Origin of the sequence: Vibrio sp. TRT 2004, from assembly GCF_050113735.1 — a bacterium.
Taxonomy (GTDB): Bacteria; Pseudomonadota; Gammaproteobacteria; order Enterobacterales; family Vibrionaceae; genus Vibrio.
In genome coordinates, this window is record NZ_JBNJOH010000029.1 from 1 (window position 1) to 15389 (window position 15389).

General features: G+C 44.4%; 14 protein-coding genes and 2 pseudogenes. 7 read left to right on the forward strand and 9 right to left on the reverse strand.

From position 1 onward, the window contains the following. Together ACQEXR_RS12550 and ACQEXR_RS12555 are read left to right on the forward strand one after the other, a co-directional pair. Nucleotides 1–475, forward strand: a pseudogene (locus ACQEXR_RS12550) (lipase); the annotation flags it as partial. Continuing rightward, entirely contained in the window at nt 472–960 is a 489-nt protein-coding gene (locus tag ACQEXR_RS12555; RefSeq protein WP_427020451.1) for a hypothetical protein, read from the forward strand. The pseudogene ACQEXR_RS12550 and the gene ACQEXR_RS12555, both read left to right, overlap by 4 nt. Before the next feature lie 448 nt (nt 961–1408). On the opposite strand, the pseudogene ACQEXR_RS12560 reads toward ACQEXR_RS12555, so the two are convergent. The 8 genes and pseudogenes from ACQEXR_RS12560 to ACQEXR_RS12595 form a co-directional block, all read right to left on the reverse strand. Continuing rightward, a pseudogene (locus ACQEXR_RS12560) lies at nt 1409–1648 on the reverse strand (transposase domain-containing protein); the annotation flags it as partial. A gap of 129 nt (nt 1649–1777) precedes the next feature. Further along, nucleotides 1778–3397, reverse strand: coding sequence for a membrane protein insertase YidC (gene yidC / locus ACQEXR_RS12565; protein WP_427020452.1), 1620 nt, complete (start codon nt 3395–3397; stop codon nt 1778–1780). Nucleotides 3398–3399: 2 nt separating this feature from the next. Further along, nucleotides 3400–3657, reverse strand: coding sequence for a membrane protein insertion efficiency factor YidD (gene yidD / locus ACQEXR_RS12570; RefSeq protein WP_138972864.1), 258 nt, complete (start codon nt 3655–3657; stop codon nt 3400–3402). After that, entirely contained in the window at nt 3624–3947 is a 324-nt protein-coding gene (rnpA, locus tag ACQEXR_RS12575) for a ribonuclease P protein component (RefSeq protein WP_239928257.1), read from the reverse strand. The genes yidD and rnpA overlap by 34 nt, the downstream gene beginning before the upstream one ends. Before the next feature lie 46 nt (nt 3948–3993). Further along, nucleotides 3994–4128 (reverse strand): 50S ribosomal protein L34, encoded by a 135-nt coding sequence (gene rpmH / locus ACQEXR_RS12580; protein ID WP_005378825.1) that lies wholly within the window; start codon nt 4126–4128, stop codon nt 3994–3996. A gap of 230 nt (nt 4129–4358) precedes the next feature. Beyond that, complete coding sequence (locus ACQEXR_RS12585; RefSeq protein WP_138972862.1) at nt 4359–5096, reverse strand: amino acid ABC transporter ATP-binding protein; 738 nt, start codon at nt 5094–5096, stop codon at nt 4359–4361. After that, nucleotides 5093–5764: an amino acid ABC transporter permease gene (locus ACQEXR_RS12590; RefSeq protein WP_138972861.1), complete on the reverse strand. Its 672-nt coding sequence runs from the start codon at nt 5762–5764 to the stop codon at nt 5093–5095. The genes ACQEXR_RS12585 and ACQEXR_RS12590 overlap by 4 nt, the downstream gene beginning before the upstream one ends. A gap of 116 nt (nt 5765–5880) precedes the next feature. Beyond that, the gene (locus ACQEXR_RS12595) at nt 5881–6627 is read right to left on the reverse strand and encodes an amino acid ABC transporter substrate-binding protein (RefSeq protein WP_138972860.1); all 747 of its coding nucleotides are present in this window, start codon (nt 6625–6627) and stop codon (nt 5881–5883) included. Between the two features lie 408 nt (nt 6628–7035). Between ACQEXR_RS12595 and dnaA the strand changes: the two genes are divergently transcribed. The 5 genes from dnaA to ACQEXR_RS12620 all read left to right on the forward strand — a co-directional run bounded on the left by dnaA (nt 7036) and on the right by ACQEXR_RS12620 (nt 13909). Next, the gene (gene dnaA, locus ACQEXR_RS12600; RefSeq protein ID WP_138972859.1) at nt 7036–8442 is read left to right on the forward strand and encodes a chromosomal replication initiator protein DnaA; all 1407 of its coding nucleotides are present in this window, start codon (nt 7036–7038) and stop codon (nt 8440–8442) included. A gap of 53 nt (nt 8443–8495) precedes the next feature. Further along, nucleotides 8496–9596 (forward strand): DNA polymerase III subunit beta, encoded by a 1101-nt coding sequence (gene dnaN, locus ACQEXR_RS12605; RefSeq protein WP_138972858.1) that lies wholly within the window; start codon nt 8496–8498, stop codon nt 9594–9596. 1 nt (nt 9597) lies between these two features. Further along, nucleotides 9598–10680 carry a DNA replication/repair protein RecF gene (gene recF, locus ACQEXR_RS12610; protein WP_426952797.1) on the forward strand — a complete coding sequence of 361 codons (1083 nt, stop codon included), beginning with the start codon at nt 9598–9600 and terminating at the stop codon, nt 10678–10680. 13 nt (nt 10681–10693) lie between these two features. Further along, nucleotides 10694–13111 carry a DNA topoisomerase (ATP-hydrolyzing) subunit B gene (gene gyrB, locus ACQEXR_RS12615; protein ID WP_427020453.1) on the forward strand — a complete coding sequence of 806 codons (2418 nt, stop codon included), beginning with the start codon at nt 10694–10696 and terminating at the stop codon, nt 13109–13111. A 363-nt stretch (nt 13112–13474) separates the two neighbouring features. Then, nucleotides 13475–13909, forward strand: a complete 435-nt coding sequence (locus ACQEXR_RS12620; protein WP_426952793.1) for an Hsp20 family protein — start codon at nt 13475–13477, stop codon at nt 13907–13909. A 201-nt stretch (nt 13910–14110) separates the two neighbouring features. Here ACQEXR_RS12620 and ACQEXR_RS12625 read toward each other — a convergent pair whose 3' ends face one another. Further along, entirely contained in the window at nt 14111–15361 is a 1251-nt protein-coding gene (locus ACQEXR_RS12625) for a valine--pyruvate transaminase (protein ID WP_426952792.1), read from the reverse strand. Nucleotides 15362–15389 lie beyond the last annotated feature (28 nt).

The following is a 15389-nucleotide window of genomic DNA, read 5'->3' on the forward strand; positions in this document are numbered from 1 at the left end:
GTTATCGCCACGGCAGACTCAAATCACTATGCTAGATATCGCTAAGATGGCCGAAAATGATTCCTATGCATTAGTGGACGGTTTGACCGATGCTTCAATCGCTGAACCCGGTATGGAGGTTTATATCCCTAACCTATTCGCTCAACTGCAAGCACTCAGTAAAGAAAGTTTGCATGATAATTATCAAGGCACGATCAATTACCTCTCAAATACCATCGAAGATATACAACAACGCTCCTTGAAGGCTAAGTACAAGTTAGCCGAAACGTTAGGCAAACCCTACTCGCCCACTAATCAAGCTTATCTTGCCCGCTTAAGACAAGAGATATCGATCTGCGAACAATTAGTGCACAATCATCATCAGGTCAGACACGAATTAACCGCGACTCTAAACAACCCTGAGAGGTACTCGCTCAGTTTACTGCTGATGTCTAATCAATCCTTACCTGATGAAATTAAGGAACAATTAAAATGACGCTATCGACTAAACAAACAAGGTTGGGGATAAACCTCACGCTGCTTGTATTTCTTGTTGGTATAGGTTGTAGTCTTTACTCAGCACAGAATTCAAATCCGCAAGAGTCGATTCGAGTAGCAGGTTCAAAGCCAACCGATGCAACTGTAAAGGTGTGGGCAAACTATTGGGTATATGGTGATGACTGTGAATCCTACTCTTATGATATGTTTGGCCAAAAAGCCCATCGAGGAGGAAAGATCACTACATTCTTTACTCCGAGTAATGATGTAAGTGATGACCGTTATCAGTTCACCGTGCCATACTCAACTTACACAAGCAGTAAAAATTGCGTGGTTGAATTGCGAGATATCAAGGTCGAAGCCTATAACGCATTTGATACGGTAGGTTTTGCCCAATTACGCATTTATCAATCAGGCACCGATTATAACAATAAACCGTTAGAGTTAACTTCACAGGTTGAAGCTAGAGATTGTCACGCATGATATTATGAAGATTTAAAAGAGTGGTCATCTGGCTTAGCGTGCAGTTTTTATACAAATGGAGAAATAAGGGATAAAAAATCGGATTTAGTCGTTTTCAATGCATACAGTGTCTACTTTGATTTCTCTCAGTTTAATAGCGATACGGTGATTCACTACGATATTTTAGCTGGAGAGAATTATCGTACTGCGCCATTAGATCCAGAGACTGGCAAGTGACTCGGTTAACTAAGCGACAATTCACAGAGAGGAGTGTCGCATTGGTTCTGGTTTCAGTGAGCGCACTTTCTGGGTTGTACTCGATACTGAACACTACCGAGCAAGAATCGATTCTGGTTACGGGCTTAAAACCAACCGATGCAACCGTAAAAGTGTGGGCAAACTATTGGGTAGATGGTGATGACTGTGAATCCTACTCTTATGATATGTTTGGCCAAAAAGCCCATCGAGAGTTAGATAGTTTTAAATCTAACTTCTCCAAAACATCAGTAATAGGTCTGTCGCGATACAAACCAATATCGACTGGCAGCCAAACGACCAACTCAGCTGGTCGCTTTCGTCTTCTCATGCTGGCTTTATTCGTTTCATCAAGCGCTTGATTTATCTATTCCAATGGAAGCTCTTTTTGGAAAAGCGTAAGTGAATCAGGAGAAGCAAAGTCATCAACATCAATAAGCCAGTGAGCCAACATAAAGATACCCTCAAACATGAAATGCTTGAGGGTATTTTCAATCAACCACAGGATCGTTCAACTGATCATTTGCTTAACTGATAGGAATTAACCTTTAGGTCGCCTTTCACAGTTAATTCCGCTTAAAGGTTACTTAGAGTGTAAGCCTTTTTTCTCCAGCGCTTTGTAAATTAGCGACTGTTGAATTAGCGTTACTACGTTCGATACTAGCCAGTAAAGAACCAAACCTGATGGGAAGAACAGGAAGAAGAAAGTAAACATAACCGGCATAAAGGTCATGACCTTCTGCTGCATAGGGTCCGTTATCGTTGTCGGGCTCATCTTCTGAATCATGAACATAGATGCACCCATCAGTAGCGGCAAGATGTAGTACGGGTCTTGGGCTGAAAGGTCTGTGATCCAACCAAAGAATGGTGAATGACGTAGCTCTACAGATTCCATTAGCGCCCAGTACAGTGCAATGAAGATTGGCATTTGTAGAATAAGAGGTAAACAGCCACCAAGTGGGTTCACTTTCTCTTTCTTATACAGTTCCATCATCTCTTGGCTCATACGCTGACGGTCATCACCAATGCGTTCACGCATTGCTTGCAGCTTAGGCTGAAGCATACGCATTTTCGCCATAGACGTGTATTGTGCTTTAGTTAGTGGATACATCGCACCACGAACAATAAACGTCAAACAGATGATTGCCACACCCCAGTTGCCGACAAAGCTTTGAATGAATGAAAGCAGTGTGTGCAGTGGTTTAGCGATAAACCATAACCAGCCGTAGTCAACAACAAGGTCTAGGTTTGGTGCAACTTCAGCCATCTGGTCTTGAAGTTTAGGACCAACCCAAAGTGTTGCTTTAAGGTTAGCACTGTCACCATCTGCAATCGTTTTGTTCGGCATGCGCACACCGATGTCACCAAGGTTACCAATAACACGAGTGTAAAGGTTTGTGTCTGGTTCGTTGCGAGGGATCCATGCTGAGGCAAAGTAGTGTTGAATCATGGCTGCCCAACCTTGGCCGTCAACTAGGTTGAGAGACAGGTTGCGATCTTGCATGTCTTCGAAGCTGTACTTCTTGTAACGAGTATCTTCTGTTGAGTACGCACCACCACGGTATGTTGGCATTGTGATGCTGCCACCAGCGTCAAGTAGATTTTGACGTAGGTGAGCGTACATACCGAATGTCGCATTGTTGCCTGACTTGTTGACGATATCGTATTCAACGTCAACAGCGTAGCTGCCACGTTTAACAATGAATGTCTTCGTGTACTCAAGGCCATTGGCAGTAAATGTCATTGGAACGCGTAGTTCGTCCTGGCCATCAGTTAGAGCGAAGCTATCACCGTTTACTGCATATAGAGGGCGGTTAGTGCTGCTAAGGTCGATACCTTGAGGACCAACTAGACCACTCTGAGCAATGAACTGGTGTCCTGGCTCGTTTTTAAGCAGTACGAATGGATCCGATGAATCCAACTCGTTTGAGTATTGGTTAAGGTCTGCCTGAATAACATCACCACCAACCGTATCAATCGACAGAGTCAATACATCAGTTGTCACGGTAATCATTTTAGCAGAAGCTTGCTGCGCTGGAGCTGGATCTAGCTCGTCCGCAAAAGATGGTGCAGGTAGAGTACTGCTTGATTGAGCCTGCTCAACCGGCTGAGGCGTTGGATTCTTTGCAACTTGCCATTGCTGGAACAATAAGAAAGAAACCAGTGCTAGCGCGATTAACAGGATATTACGTTGAGAATCCATCGTTATTTATCTCTGTCTTGTTTTTGGACTGGTGGAACGGGGTCATACCCCCCTTCATTCAAAGGATGGCATTTTAATAGACGTTTGCTTGATAACCAACACCCTTTTACAAAACCGTGAGCTTTCAACGCTTCAATGGCATAAGTAGAACAGGTTGGAGTAAAACGACAACGCGGTCCAATAAGCGGACTAATTAGGCCTTGATAGAGACGGACAAATCCGATCGCTAACCACGTGAAGGGCGAGACAGACGCTGCCATAACTTATCAAATAGTTTGAATATTTCTTCATTGCTCAAATCTTGCGCGCTTTTCTTGGCAATAACAACAAAATCTTTGTTAGCAAGTTGATGTTGATTGTTACGAAAGCTTTCACGAGCAAGGCGCTTAAAACGGTTACGACCTACTGCGGTTTTGATCTGTTTCTTGGGAACGGCTAAACCTAGTCGAGGATGAGATAGGCTATTTTTACGAGCAATGATGGTGAAATGAGGTGAGCCAGCTCGATGAGCTTGCTGAAAGACATTTTGATAATGCTCGGGAGTTAACAAACGTAACTCCCGATTGAACGTGTACGTATTCAAAATAAACTAATGATTATTTTGATAGGCGCGCACGGCCTTTAGCACGACGTGCATTAATTACTTTACGACCGTTCTTAGTTGCCATGCGAGCACGGAAACCGTGAGTACGCTTGCGCTTTAGAACTGTAGGTTGAAAAGTGCGTTTCATGATAATTACCTTTACTGATCAGTAGTTTTAGGTCAATGTTAACCCGGCGTGGGCGCTTAACGTCTTCTTTATATATAAAGAGGACTAACCGACGCCTCTCAACAAAGAGGCGGAATTGTAATCACAGTCACACAAAGTGTCAATCTCTGTGCGAGTGCTAAATTCCGGCCGAGCGATTATACGTAGTGTGAGCAAAATCTCAAGGATCGATCGATCCTTGTTGATGATCTTTACTCAGCGCCTACCTGTCGTAGGAACTTTTGCAAACGAGGATCTTGTGGATTAGTGAAAATATCCTGTGGAGAACCTTGCTCAACAATTGTTCCTTCCGCCATAAAGATCACTCTATCAGCGACCTCTCTAGCAAATTGCATTTCGTGTGTAACCACCAGCATAGTCTGGTGTTTTGTCGCTAAGTCCTTCATTAAATTAAGAACTTCGCCAACCCATTCGGGATCAAGTGCTGATGTTGGTTCATCAAATAGCAGCAGCTCTGGTTGAAGTGCCATAGCTCGGCCAATACCCACACGCTGTTGTTGGCCCCCTGAAAGCGCAGCTGGATAACTATCGCCTTTATCGCCTAGGCCGATATCATCGAGAATCTGCTGAGCGCGCTGTAGTGCATCACTCTTCTTCCAACCGCGCACGGTAACTAAGCCTTCAGCAATGTTCTGTCTCGCTGTCATATGCGCGAATAGGGCATAGTTTTGGAATACGAAGCCTGTTTTACGTCGTAGAGCCAATACTTCTGATTTAGAGTGTTTTTCAGCGTTGACGCTGACGTCATCGATGGTAATGATGCCTTTGTCCGCATTCTCTAAAAAGTTTACAGTGCGCAAGAGAGTCGATTTTCCTGTGCCACTCGAGCCGATAATGACAATGATCTCACCCCGGTTGATCTCAATATCAATGCCTTTTAATACTTGTGTATCACCAAAGCTTTTATGGATGTTCTCTAATTTGATCATCTTACGTATGCCTTATTCAGTTTAGCTTCAGCCCAGATTTGAATACGAGTCAGGATAACCACGACACCCCAGTAGATTAGCGCTACCGCCAAGAAGGCTTCAAAAAATCGGAAACTCGATGAGGCTTCCATTTGCGCCTTAGCCATGATTTCAGCCACACCTAAGGTAAAAGCAAGCGAGGTTGATTTAATCATATCGATGAAGTAGTTCATTAGTGATGGTAGTGCTACGCGTGTCGCTTGCGGTAGGATGATACGGCGCATCGCTTGAGTCGTCGTCATGCCGACTGACAAGCTAGCTTCCATCTGACTGCGATCGATACCAATGATGGCTGCTCGAATGCTTTCGGCCATATATGCAGCGAAGTGTAAAGTTAAGCCGATGACCGCTGCACTAAATGCATCTAACCCAACTAACCATGGGAAGACTTGAGGTAATCCGTAGTAGAGCAGAAACAACTGCACCAATAGAGGCGTACCGCGGAAGAAGCTAATATAAAGCTGGCTCAGTTGATCGAGAACCGGGATGCGAAACACGCGAATATTGGCCAGAATCACGGCAAGGAACAGTGAAAATACCAGTCCCCATGTCGCCATTTCCATGGTTGTGCCTAAATACTTAAGCAGTATCGGCATCAGATCCAGCATGTAATTAAAATCGAATCCCATAAACGTGTCCCATTGATTAAATAAATGACGGCATTAGAAAAGCAAAACCCACTGCAAATGAAGGGAGGCAGTGGGTTAAGGTGTCCTATCTCAGATGAGATAGAGAGTATACAGGCTTACTGAGTAATGTCAGCGCCGAACCATTTTTGAGAGATTTTCTCTAGAGTACCGTCAGCACGCATTGCTGCAAGCGCTTGGTTTACTTCAGCTTGAAGCTTTTCACCCTTTTCGTTATTAACGAATGGCCAAGCGTTTTGAATGGTTTCGAATGGTTGGCCAGCAAGTTCTAGCGGCAGGCCTGTTTTCTTGATCAGTTCAAGTGCTGACAAGCGATCCATGATAAACGCATCAGCGCGACCTAAAGCAACATCGTGTTCGATACCTGTATCGTAAGTTTTGATGTTGATCTTGCCATCTTTATCGTAAGCACGCAGCAATTGCTCAAAGTTTGAACCAAGATTTACTGCTACTGTTTTACCCGCAAGGTCTTCGATGCCCTTAATGCTATCGTTACCTTTGCGAATGGTGATTTGAGCACCGTCTACCACGTATGGGTCAGCAAAAAGGTATTTTGCTTTACGTGCATCAGTCATAGTGATTTGGTTAGAGATAGTATCAATGCGCCCCGTCTCTAGCAGACCAAATAGACCAGAAAAGTTAGCTGTCACATATTCTACGTTGTAGTCGTTGCGTTTGCCGATTTCATCCCATAGATCGACTTCAAAGCCTTGTAACTTATCTTGCTGAACAAAGGTAAACGGGAAGTAACGACCCGACATGCCAACTTTTACTTCAGTAGCAGCTTGTACAGTAGCCGCAGAAAGCGCGATAGCTGCAACGGCAGCCTTAATCCAGTTTTTCATTTTACAACTCCACATGATTATGGGGATAAATACTACTGTCAGTTTAGATGAATAGATAAATAACCAAGAGAAATAAACTAGAAACTAGAGTAATAAGCTGTCTGTTTTTCCATCAGTGGTGGAAATTATTGGTGAATAAAGACACAAATCCGCATGAAATCAAGCGAAGAGAAAACGCTTAATTCACAGACTTATCACCAACCCAAAGATCAAGCCAATATTGGAGATATGTGGATCAATGTGTGAGTAAAAATGGGGCAGGTTGTGAGGATCCATCGAATAATGTCGAAAATATTGTGAATAACTTGGATCTTATTCACTGGATCGTCGATCATTTGCTGGCGATCTTGGTTATCAACAGGTAAAATTGCCAATCTTTTCAGATCAATTACTTCGAGTGGGGGCACCGTGTCATCTTCGCTTTGGTTGCAATGTTTGCAACAGCTTCAAGAAGAGCTACCAGCAACTGAATTCAGCATGTGGGTTCGTCCGTTACAAGCGGAGCTCAATGACAATACGCTCACTTTATTTGCCCCAAACCGTTTCGTATTGGACTGGGTACGTGACAAATATCTAAACAACATTAATCGTCTGTTGCAGGAATACTGTGGTAACGACGTACCAAGCCTACGTTTTGAGGTAGGTAGCCGTCGTGTGGCAGCGCCGACCCCTGCACCGAAACGTACACCTGCGGATGTGGCGGCCGAATCCTCTGCTCCTGCGCAACTTCAAGCACGTAAACCTGTTCATAAAACTTGGGATGATGACGCTCAAGCGATTGCTGACATCAACCATCGCTCAAACGTTAACCCAAAACATAAGTTCACCAACTTTGTTGAAGGTAAATCGAACCAGTTAGGTTTAGCGGCGGCGCGTCAGGTGTCTGATAATCCTGGCTCAGCGTACAATCCGCTATTTTTATATGGTGGTACAGGTTTAGGTAAAACACACTTATTGCATGCGGTAGGCAACGCGATTGTTGATAACAAGCCCAATGCAAAAGTCGTTTACATGCACTCTGAGCGTTTTGTTCAAGATATGGTTAAGGCGCTCCAAAATAACGCGATTGAAGAGTTCAAGCGCTATTACCGCAGTGTCGATGCACTTCTTATCGATGACATTCAGTTCTTTGCCAATAAAGAGCGCTCACAAGAAGAATTTTTCCATACCTTCAATGCCTTACTGGAAGGTAACCAACAGATCATTTTGACATCTGACCGCTATCCGAAAGAGATCAGTGGTGTAGAAGACCGTCTTAAATCGCGTTTTGGTTGGGGTCTAACGGTTGCGATCGAACCACCTGAGCTAGAAACTCGCGTCGCGATCTTGATGAAAAAAGCGGAAGATCACCAGATTCACCTCGCTGACGAGGTTGCTTTCTTTATTGCTAAGCGTTTACGTTCTAATGTTCGTGAGCTGGAAGGGGCATTGAATCGCGTTATTGCAAACGCCAACTTTACCGGTCGTCCAATTACTATCGACTTTGTTCGTGAAGCGCTTAGAGATTTGCTAGCGTTACAAGAGAAGTTAGTTACCATTGATAATATTCAAAAAACGGTAGCTGAATACTACAAGATTAAAGTCGCGGATCTGTTATCTAAGCGCCGTTCTCGTTCTGTTGCGCGCCCGCGCCAACTTGCTATGGCTCTGGCGAAAGAGCTGACTAACCACAGTTTGCCAGAAATTGGTGATGCATTTGGCGGTCGTGATCATACGACTGTACTTCATGCATGTCGTAAGATTGAGCAACTGCGTGAAGAGAGCCACGATATTAAAGAAGATTACTCGAATTTGATTCGTACCCTTTCTTCTTAATTCGCAGTATCCTTAGCAACGAAATAACCAACGAATTCGGATAAGAGCATCCTATGAAATTTTCCATTGAGCGTAGCCACCTGCTTAAACCTCTTCAACAAGTCTCAGGTGCGTTAGGTGGTCGACCAACATTGCCAATTTTGGGCAACCTACTGTTAAAGGTAGAAGATAACGTGCTATCGATGACGGCGACGGATCTTGAAGTTGAGCTGATTAGCCGTGTGACATTGGAAGGTGAATTCGAAGCTGGCAGCATTACCGTTCCTTCTCGTAAGTTCCTCGATATCTGCCGTGGTCTTCCTGATGACTCGGTGATTACTTTTGTGTTGGAAGGTGATCGCGTTCAGGTTCGTTCTGGGCGTAGCCGTTTTTCGCTATCCACACTTCCTGCGAATGATTTTCCAAATATTGAAGATTGGCAAAGTGAAGTTGAGGTATCACTGACTCAAGCTGAGTTGCGTGGTTTAGTGGAAAAAACGCAGTTTTCTATGGCAAACCAAGATGTGCGTTACTACCTCAATGGTATGTTGTTTGAAATCGATGGTACCACCTTACGCAGTGTTGCGACGGATGGCCATCGTATGGCGGTATCACAAGTTCAGCTAAGTGCTGATTTTGCACAAAAACAGATTATAGTACCGCGTAAAGGTGTACTGGAGCTGGTTAAATTACTCGATGCACCAGAGCAGCCTGTTGTTTTGCAGATCGGTAGCTCTAATGTTCGTGCAGAGGTGAATAACTACGTATTTACTTCGAAGCTCGTTGATGGTCGTTTCCCTGATTACCGACGCGTAATGCCACAGAGTACGACCAAAACACTTGAAGCAGGTTGCGATGAGCTACGTCAAGCTTTCTCTCGTGCTGCTATTCTATCGAACGAAAAATTCCGTGGTGTTCGAGTGAATCTTGCTGATGCGGAAATGCGTATTACCGCGAACAACCCAGAACAAGAAGAAGCTGAAGAGATGTTAGATGTCAGTTTTGAAGGTGAACCTATCGAGATTGGTTTTAACGTGAGCTACGTTCTCGATGTGCTTAATACAATTCGTTGTGAGAAAGTACGAGTGTCAATGTCGGATGCCAACGCCAGTGCGTTGATTGAAAATGCCGATGATGACAGTGCGATGTACGTGGTAATGCCAATTCGACTCTAGCATGCCGCTTTCACGTCTTATTATTCAGCAATTTCGAAACATTAAAGCCTGTGATATTGAACTATCAGCAGGCTTTAACTTTCTTATTGGGCCCAATGGAAGTGGCAAAACTAGCATTCTTGAGGCCATCTACCTGCTTGGGCATGGTCGCTCTTTTAAGAGTTCTCTGACAGGCAGAGTGATTCAAAATGACTGCAATGAGCTGTTTGTTCATGGGCGTTTTTTGAACTCGGATCAATTTGAGCTACCAATTGGCATTAATAAGCAGCGTGACGGCTCAACAGAGGTTAAAATAGGCGGTCAGTCTGGACAAAAGTTGGCACAACTGGCACAAGTATTACCTCTGCAGTTGATCCACCCTGAAGGGTTTGATTTGCTGACCGATGGCCCTAAACATCGCCGTGCATTTATTGACTGGGGTGTGTTTCATACCGAGTCTGCATTTTATGATGCATGGGGTCGTTTCAAGCGTCTCAACAAGCAAAGAAATGCGTTATTAAAAACAGCAACCAGTTATCGAGAGCTGAGTTACTGGGATCAAGAAATGGCTCGTTTGGCTGAGAATATTAGCCAGTGGCGTGCGACATATGTCGAGCAAATGAGGGTAAAGGCTGAAGAAATTTGTCAGACATTCTTACCCGAATTTGAGATTCAACTGAAGTATTATCGTGGATGGGATAAAGAGACGCCATACCAAGATATACTGGAAAAAAATTTCGAGCGTGATCAAGCATTAGGGTACACATTTAGTGGTCCTAATAAAGCGGATTTACGCATCAAAGTGAATGGCACACCTGTTGAGGATGTACTGTCACGTGGTCAGTTAAAGTTAATGGTTTGTGCATTGCGTGTGGCTCAGGGACAACATCTTACTGAAATGACTGGCAAGCAATGTATCTACTTAATTGATGACTTTGCATCTGAATTAGATAGCCAACGTCGTAAGCGCCTAGCGGATTGCTTGAAAGCGACGGGGGCTCAAGTTTTTGTAAGCTCTATTACTGACAGTCAAATTGCAGATATGCAAGACGAAAATGGCAGGATGTTCCATGTGGAACATGGCACAATAGAGCAAAATAAATAGCGGAAGAAAACTCATGTCTGAAAATTACGATTCATCGAGTATTAAGGTACTAAAGGGTCTGGATGCGGTTCGTAAGCGTCCTGGTATGTACATCGGCGACACGGATGATGGCACCGGTCTGCACCACATGGTTTTCGAGGTGGTGGATAACTCAATTGATGAAGCGTTAGCAGGTCACTGTAAAGACATCATTGTGACAATTCATGAGGATAACTCAGTTTCTGTAAGCGATGATGGTCGTGGTATTCCGACAGAATTGCACCCAGAAGAGAAAGTCTCTGCGGCTGAAGTTATCATGACAGTACTTCATGCTGGTGGTAAGTTCGATGATAACTCGTACAAAGTTTCGGGTGGTCTACACGGTGTAGGTGTTTCAGTAGTAAACGCCTTGTCTGAAAAAGTAACGCTAACGATTCATCGTGGCGGTCATATCCATACGCAAACCTATCGTCATGGTGAGCCTGAAGCGCCACTAGCAGTGATTGGTGATTCAGATAAAACGGGTACGAAGATCCGTTTCTGGCCGAGTGCAGAGACTTTTACTAACACGGAATTCCACTACGATATTCTCGCTAAGCGTCTACGTGAACTGTCTTTCCTAAACTCAGGTGTCTCGATTAAATTGATCGACGAGCGAGAAGAAGATAAGAGTGACCACTTCATGTTTGAAGGTGGTATCCAAGCATTCGTTGAGCATCTTAACACCAACAAAACCCCAATCATTGACAAGATCTTCCACTTCGACTTCGAACGTGAAGATGGCATTGCTGTTGAAGTTGCGATGCAGTGGAACGATGGTTTCCAAGAGAATATCTACTGTTTCACCAATAACATTCCTCAGCGTGATGGTGGTACGCACTTGGCCGGCTTCCGTGCGGCATTGACTCGTACCCTGAACACTTTCATGGACAAAGAAGGCTTCTCTAAGAAGGCAAAAACAGCGACATCGGGAGATGATGCTCGTGAAGGTCTAACCGCTGTTGTATCTGTTAAAGTTCCAGATCCGAAATTCTCTAGCCAAACTAAAGACAAACTGGTCTCTTCTGAAGTGAAGTCTGCGGTAGAGTCTGCAATGGGTGAAAAACTGTCTGAGTTCCTAGTAGAGAACCCAACAGAAGCGAAGATGGTTTGTTCTAAAATTATCGATGCGGCACGTGCTCGTGAAGCGGCGCGTAAAGCTCGTGAAATGACTCGTCGTAAAGGTGCGTTAGACCTAGCGGGTCTACCTGGTAAACTGGCAGACTGTCAGGAAAAAGATCCAGCGCTGTCTGAACTCTACATAGTGGAGGGTGACTCGGCAGGCGGCTCCGCAAAACAAGGCCGTAACCGTAAGAATCAGGCTATCCTACCGCTTAAAGGTAAGATCCTGAACGTTGAGAAAGCACGTTTCGACAAAATGCTTTCTTCTCAAGAGGTTGCAACGCTTATTACCGCTCTTGGCTGTGGTATCGGTCGTGACGAGTACAACCCAGATAAACTGCGTTACCACAACATCATCATCATGACCGATGCTGACGTCGATGGTTCGCACATTCGTACGCTTCTATTGACCTTCTTCTACCGCCAAATGCCTGAACTCATTGAGCGTGGCTACGTGTACATTGCTCAGCCACCGCTATACAAAGTGAAGAAAGGCAAGCAAGAGCAGTACATTAAAGACGAAGATGCGATGAACCAGTATCAAGTGGCACTGGCTCTAGATAGCGCATCTCTACATGTGAATGCACAAGCACCAGCATTGTCTGGTGAAGCATTAGAGAAGTTAGTTCAGCAGTACAATGCGGGTATTAAGCTGGTGGATCGTATGAGCCGTCGCTACCCACGCGCACTGGTGCATGAGCTTATCTACGTACCACGTTTAACGGCAGAGCAATGTAATGACTCTGCTGCTGTCGAAGCTTGGACGAAAACTCTCGTTGAGCAGTTGAACGCGAAAGAAGTCGGTGCTAGCCAATACAGCTTCGAAGTAGAACAACACGCTGAGCTAGGTTTAAGCCTACCTAAGATTGTCGTTCGTACTCACGGTGTGACTCATGAGCATGCACTCAGCATCGACCTAATCAACTCGAAAGAGTACGGCAAGCTAGCAAGCCTGTCTGAAGCGTTAGAAGGTCTGATTGAAGAAGGCGCTTACATCAAACGTGGTGAGCGTACTCAACCAGTATCAAGCTTTGTTGATGCACTAGAGTGGTTAATTAAAGAGTCACGTCGTGGTCTAAGCCTACAGCGCTACAAAGGTCTAGGTGAGATGAACCCAGATCAGCTTTGGGAAACCACTATGGACCCAGAAACTCGCCGCATGATGCAAGTAACGATCGAAGATGCAGTCGGTGCTGACCAGCTGTTCACGACTCTAATGGGTGACCAAGTTGAGCCGCGTCGTAACTTCATCGAAGAGAATGCACTGAAAGTAGCTAATTTGGATGTATAAAGTTCCTAGTGACTAGCAGCGAGTCCCTAGAAAAAGCGCAGGTCGAAAGATTTGCGCTTTTTTACTTTTATCCCTTGAAACTCATTTACCCCAACCACATATCTATGGTTGAAGAGGGAAGCTGTCTTGCTCAAAAGAGAAGAAACAGAACCTCTGGACTCGCTGATAAGGTATCGCTCAAGAGAGGATGACCTTAAAGGCACACAATTTAAAACTTGATTCGTTGCTATGTCCCCGTGCTTAGACCTAACAGAGGTAGCCAGAGGAATAGTCAATGAGTCCCTTAGTCGGCAAGGCTACGATCATAGTATCGAACCACGCAAACTCACGACTAAGACTATTGCTTACTAAAAGGATAGCACTATGAGAACTGTAGATTTCACTCCACTATACCGCAATGCAATTGGCTTCGATCGTCTGTTCAACATGATGGAAGCGAACTCTTCGAAGAACTCTTCAGGTGGTTACCCTCCATACAACATTGAGCAGCAAGACGATAATCACTACCGTATTACTATGGCTGTGGCGGGCTTTGCTGAAGATCAGTTAGATTTAACTCAAAATGACAACATGCTGATCGTCAAAGGCGAGCGTAAAACCGAAGAAGAGAAAAAATACGTTTATCAAGGTATTGCAGAGCGCGATTTCGAGCGTAAGTTCCAGCTAGCAGACTATGTAAAAGTTGTCGGAGCGAGCATGGAAAATGGTCTTCTCCACATTGATCTTGAACGCGAAATCCCTGAAGCGATGCAACCACGTAAGATTGCTATCAATGGTCAAAAACTCATTGAAGGTTAATATTCCGTCTCATAAATGAGAGCTGAGAGTGAAAGAGCGCCTATGAGCGCTCTTTTTTATTGCTCTCAATTCTATCCATCAGTAGTTTCTGCGTCGACAATTAATAAACTTGGAAAATAGAATGAAAAAAGTGGTATTGGCAGCGTTGATTGTTACTGTCTCTGGTTGTTCTAGCTTTGGGCTGTTTTACTTCTGATGAAATTAAGCCTCTTGATAGGCTCGCGCTACTTCTTCAGCGATAATATCGATACCTTTCTGCATCATCTCATCATCTTGCACATAGTTCATACGTAAACACTGGTGAGCGTGTTCCCAGTCATCTTCCTGACCGATAAAGAAATACTCTCCAGGTACAATCAAAACCCCACGAGCTTTAAGACGCTGATAAAGTTCCATCGTTGTGATTGGAAGTTCATCAAACCATAACCAAAGGAAAATAGCGCCTTCCGGTTTATGAATACGAAAACGCGGATCGGTAATTGCGTTTTGCAGCAGTTCAACAGCACGAAGTGACTTTTGTTGGTAGAAAGGTTTAATTACCTCTGAACTGAGTTTCAGTAAGTTCCCTTTTTCAATCATATGATGAGCGATCGCTGGCCCAATGCTCCCCGGTGCTAAACTGATAATGCCGTTCATATTCGTCAGTGCTTGAGTTATTTCTTCATTGGCGATGACAATCCCGCAGCGAACACCCGGTAGACCTAGTTTTGATAGGCTCATGCATAAGATGGTGTTCTTATTCCAAAATGGCTGTACATCTTCGAAGATGATATTTGGGAATGGCAGTCCGTAAGCGTTATCGATAATCAGTGGAATGTTGTTTTCACGTGCGAGTTTGTCCAACTTGTGAATCTCTTCATCCGTTAGAACATTACCTGTAGGGTTAGTCGGGCGTGATGCACAGATAGCCGCCACGGACTCATCAACCTTAAGTTGCTCAAAGTCGACGTGATATTTGAATAGGCCATTATCGAGTAATTCTATCTCTGGGTGGTAAGAGATAAAGATGTTCTCATCAACCCCAGCATCGCCATAGCCAATATACTCAGGAGCCAAAGGCAGCAGAATTTTTTTGTGCGAGCCATCTGGCTGCTGACCTGCAAGCAGGTTAAATAAGTAGAAAAAACCACTTTGACTGCCATTTGTTAGACTGATGTTCTTCTCGCTGATATCCCAACCATAAGTCTCTTTCAATAAGTTAGCGAGTGCTTTAACAAATGCATCTTTGCCTTGCGGACCATCATAGTTGGCCATGGCTGCGATCAATTCGCCACTGGCGAGCATCTCTTCACTGGTTTGGCGAAAGTCTTCGAGCATAGCTGGAATCGCGGCTGGGTTACCTCCACCGAGCATAATGGCTCCTGGGGTACGCAGACCATCATTTAAATCATCCATCAATCGTGTGATACCAGAATACTGATTAAATTTTTCACCAAACTTCGAGAATTGCATTTGTAGTTATACCTAATTCATTGTGATT

What these genes read in the sequence shown, in the direction of transcription:
- ACQEXR_RS12555 (WP_427020451.1), top strand. Translation starts at nt 472, where the DNA reads ATGACGCTATCGACTAAACAAACAAGGTTGGGGATAAACCTCACGCTG.
- yidC (WP_427020452.1), bottom strand. Translation starts at nt 3,397, where the DNA reads ATGGATTCTCAACGTAATATCCTGTTAATCGCGCTAGCACTGGTTTCT.
- yidD (WP_138972864.1), bottom strand. Translation starts at nt 3,657, where the DNA reads ATGGCAGCGTCTGTCTCGCCCTTCACGTGGTTAGCGATCGGATTTGTC.
- rpmH (WP_005378825.1), bottom strand. Translation starts at nt 4,128, where the DNA reads ATGAAACGCACTTTTCAACCTACAGTTCTAAAGCGCAAGCGTACTCAC.
- ACQEXR_RS12585 (WP_138972862.1), bottom strand. Translation starts at nt 5,096, where the DNA reads ATGATCAAATTAGAGAACATCCATAAAAGCTTTGGTGATACACAAGTA.
- ACQEXR_RS12590 (WP_138972861.1), bottom strand. Translation starts at nt 5,764, where the DNA reads ATGGGATTCGATTTTAATTACATGCTGGATCTGATGCCGATACTGCTT.
- ACQEXR_RS12595 (WP_138972860.1), bottom strand. Translation starts at nt 6,627, where the DNA reads ATGAAAAACTGGATTAAGGCTGCCGTTGCAGCTATCGCGCTTTCTGCG.
- dnaN (WP_138972858.1), top strand. Translation starts at nt 8,496, where the DNA reads ATGAAATTTTCCATTGAGCGTAGCCACCTGCTTAAACCTCTTCAACAA.
- recF (WP_426952797.1), top strand. Translation starts at nt 9,598, where the DNA reads ATGCCGCTTTCACGTCTTATTATTCAGCAATTTCGAAACATTAAAGCC.
- gyrB (WP_427020453.1), top strand. Translation starts at nt 10,694, where the DNA reads ATGTCTGAAAATTACGATTCATCGAGTATTAAGGTACTAAAGGGTCTG.
- ACQEXR_RS12620 (WP_426952793.1), top strand. Translation starts at nt 13,475, where the DNA reads ATGAGAACTGTAGATTTCACTCCACTATACCGCAATGCAATTGGCTTC.
- ACQEXR_RS12625 (WP_426952792.1), bottom strand. Translation starts at nt 15,361, where the DNA reads ATGCAATTCTCGAAGTTTGGTGAAAAATTTAATCAGTATTCTGGTATC.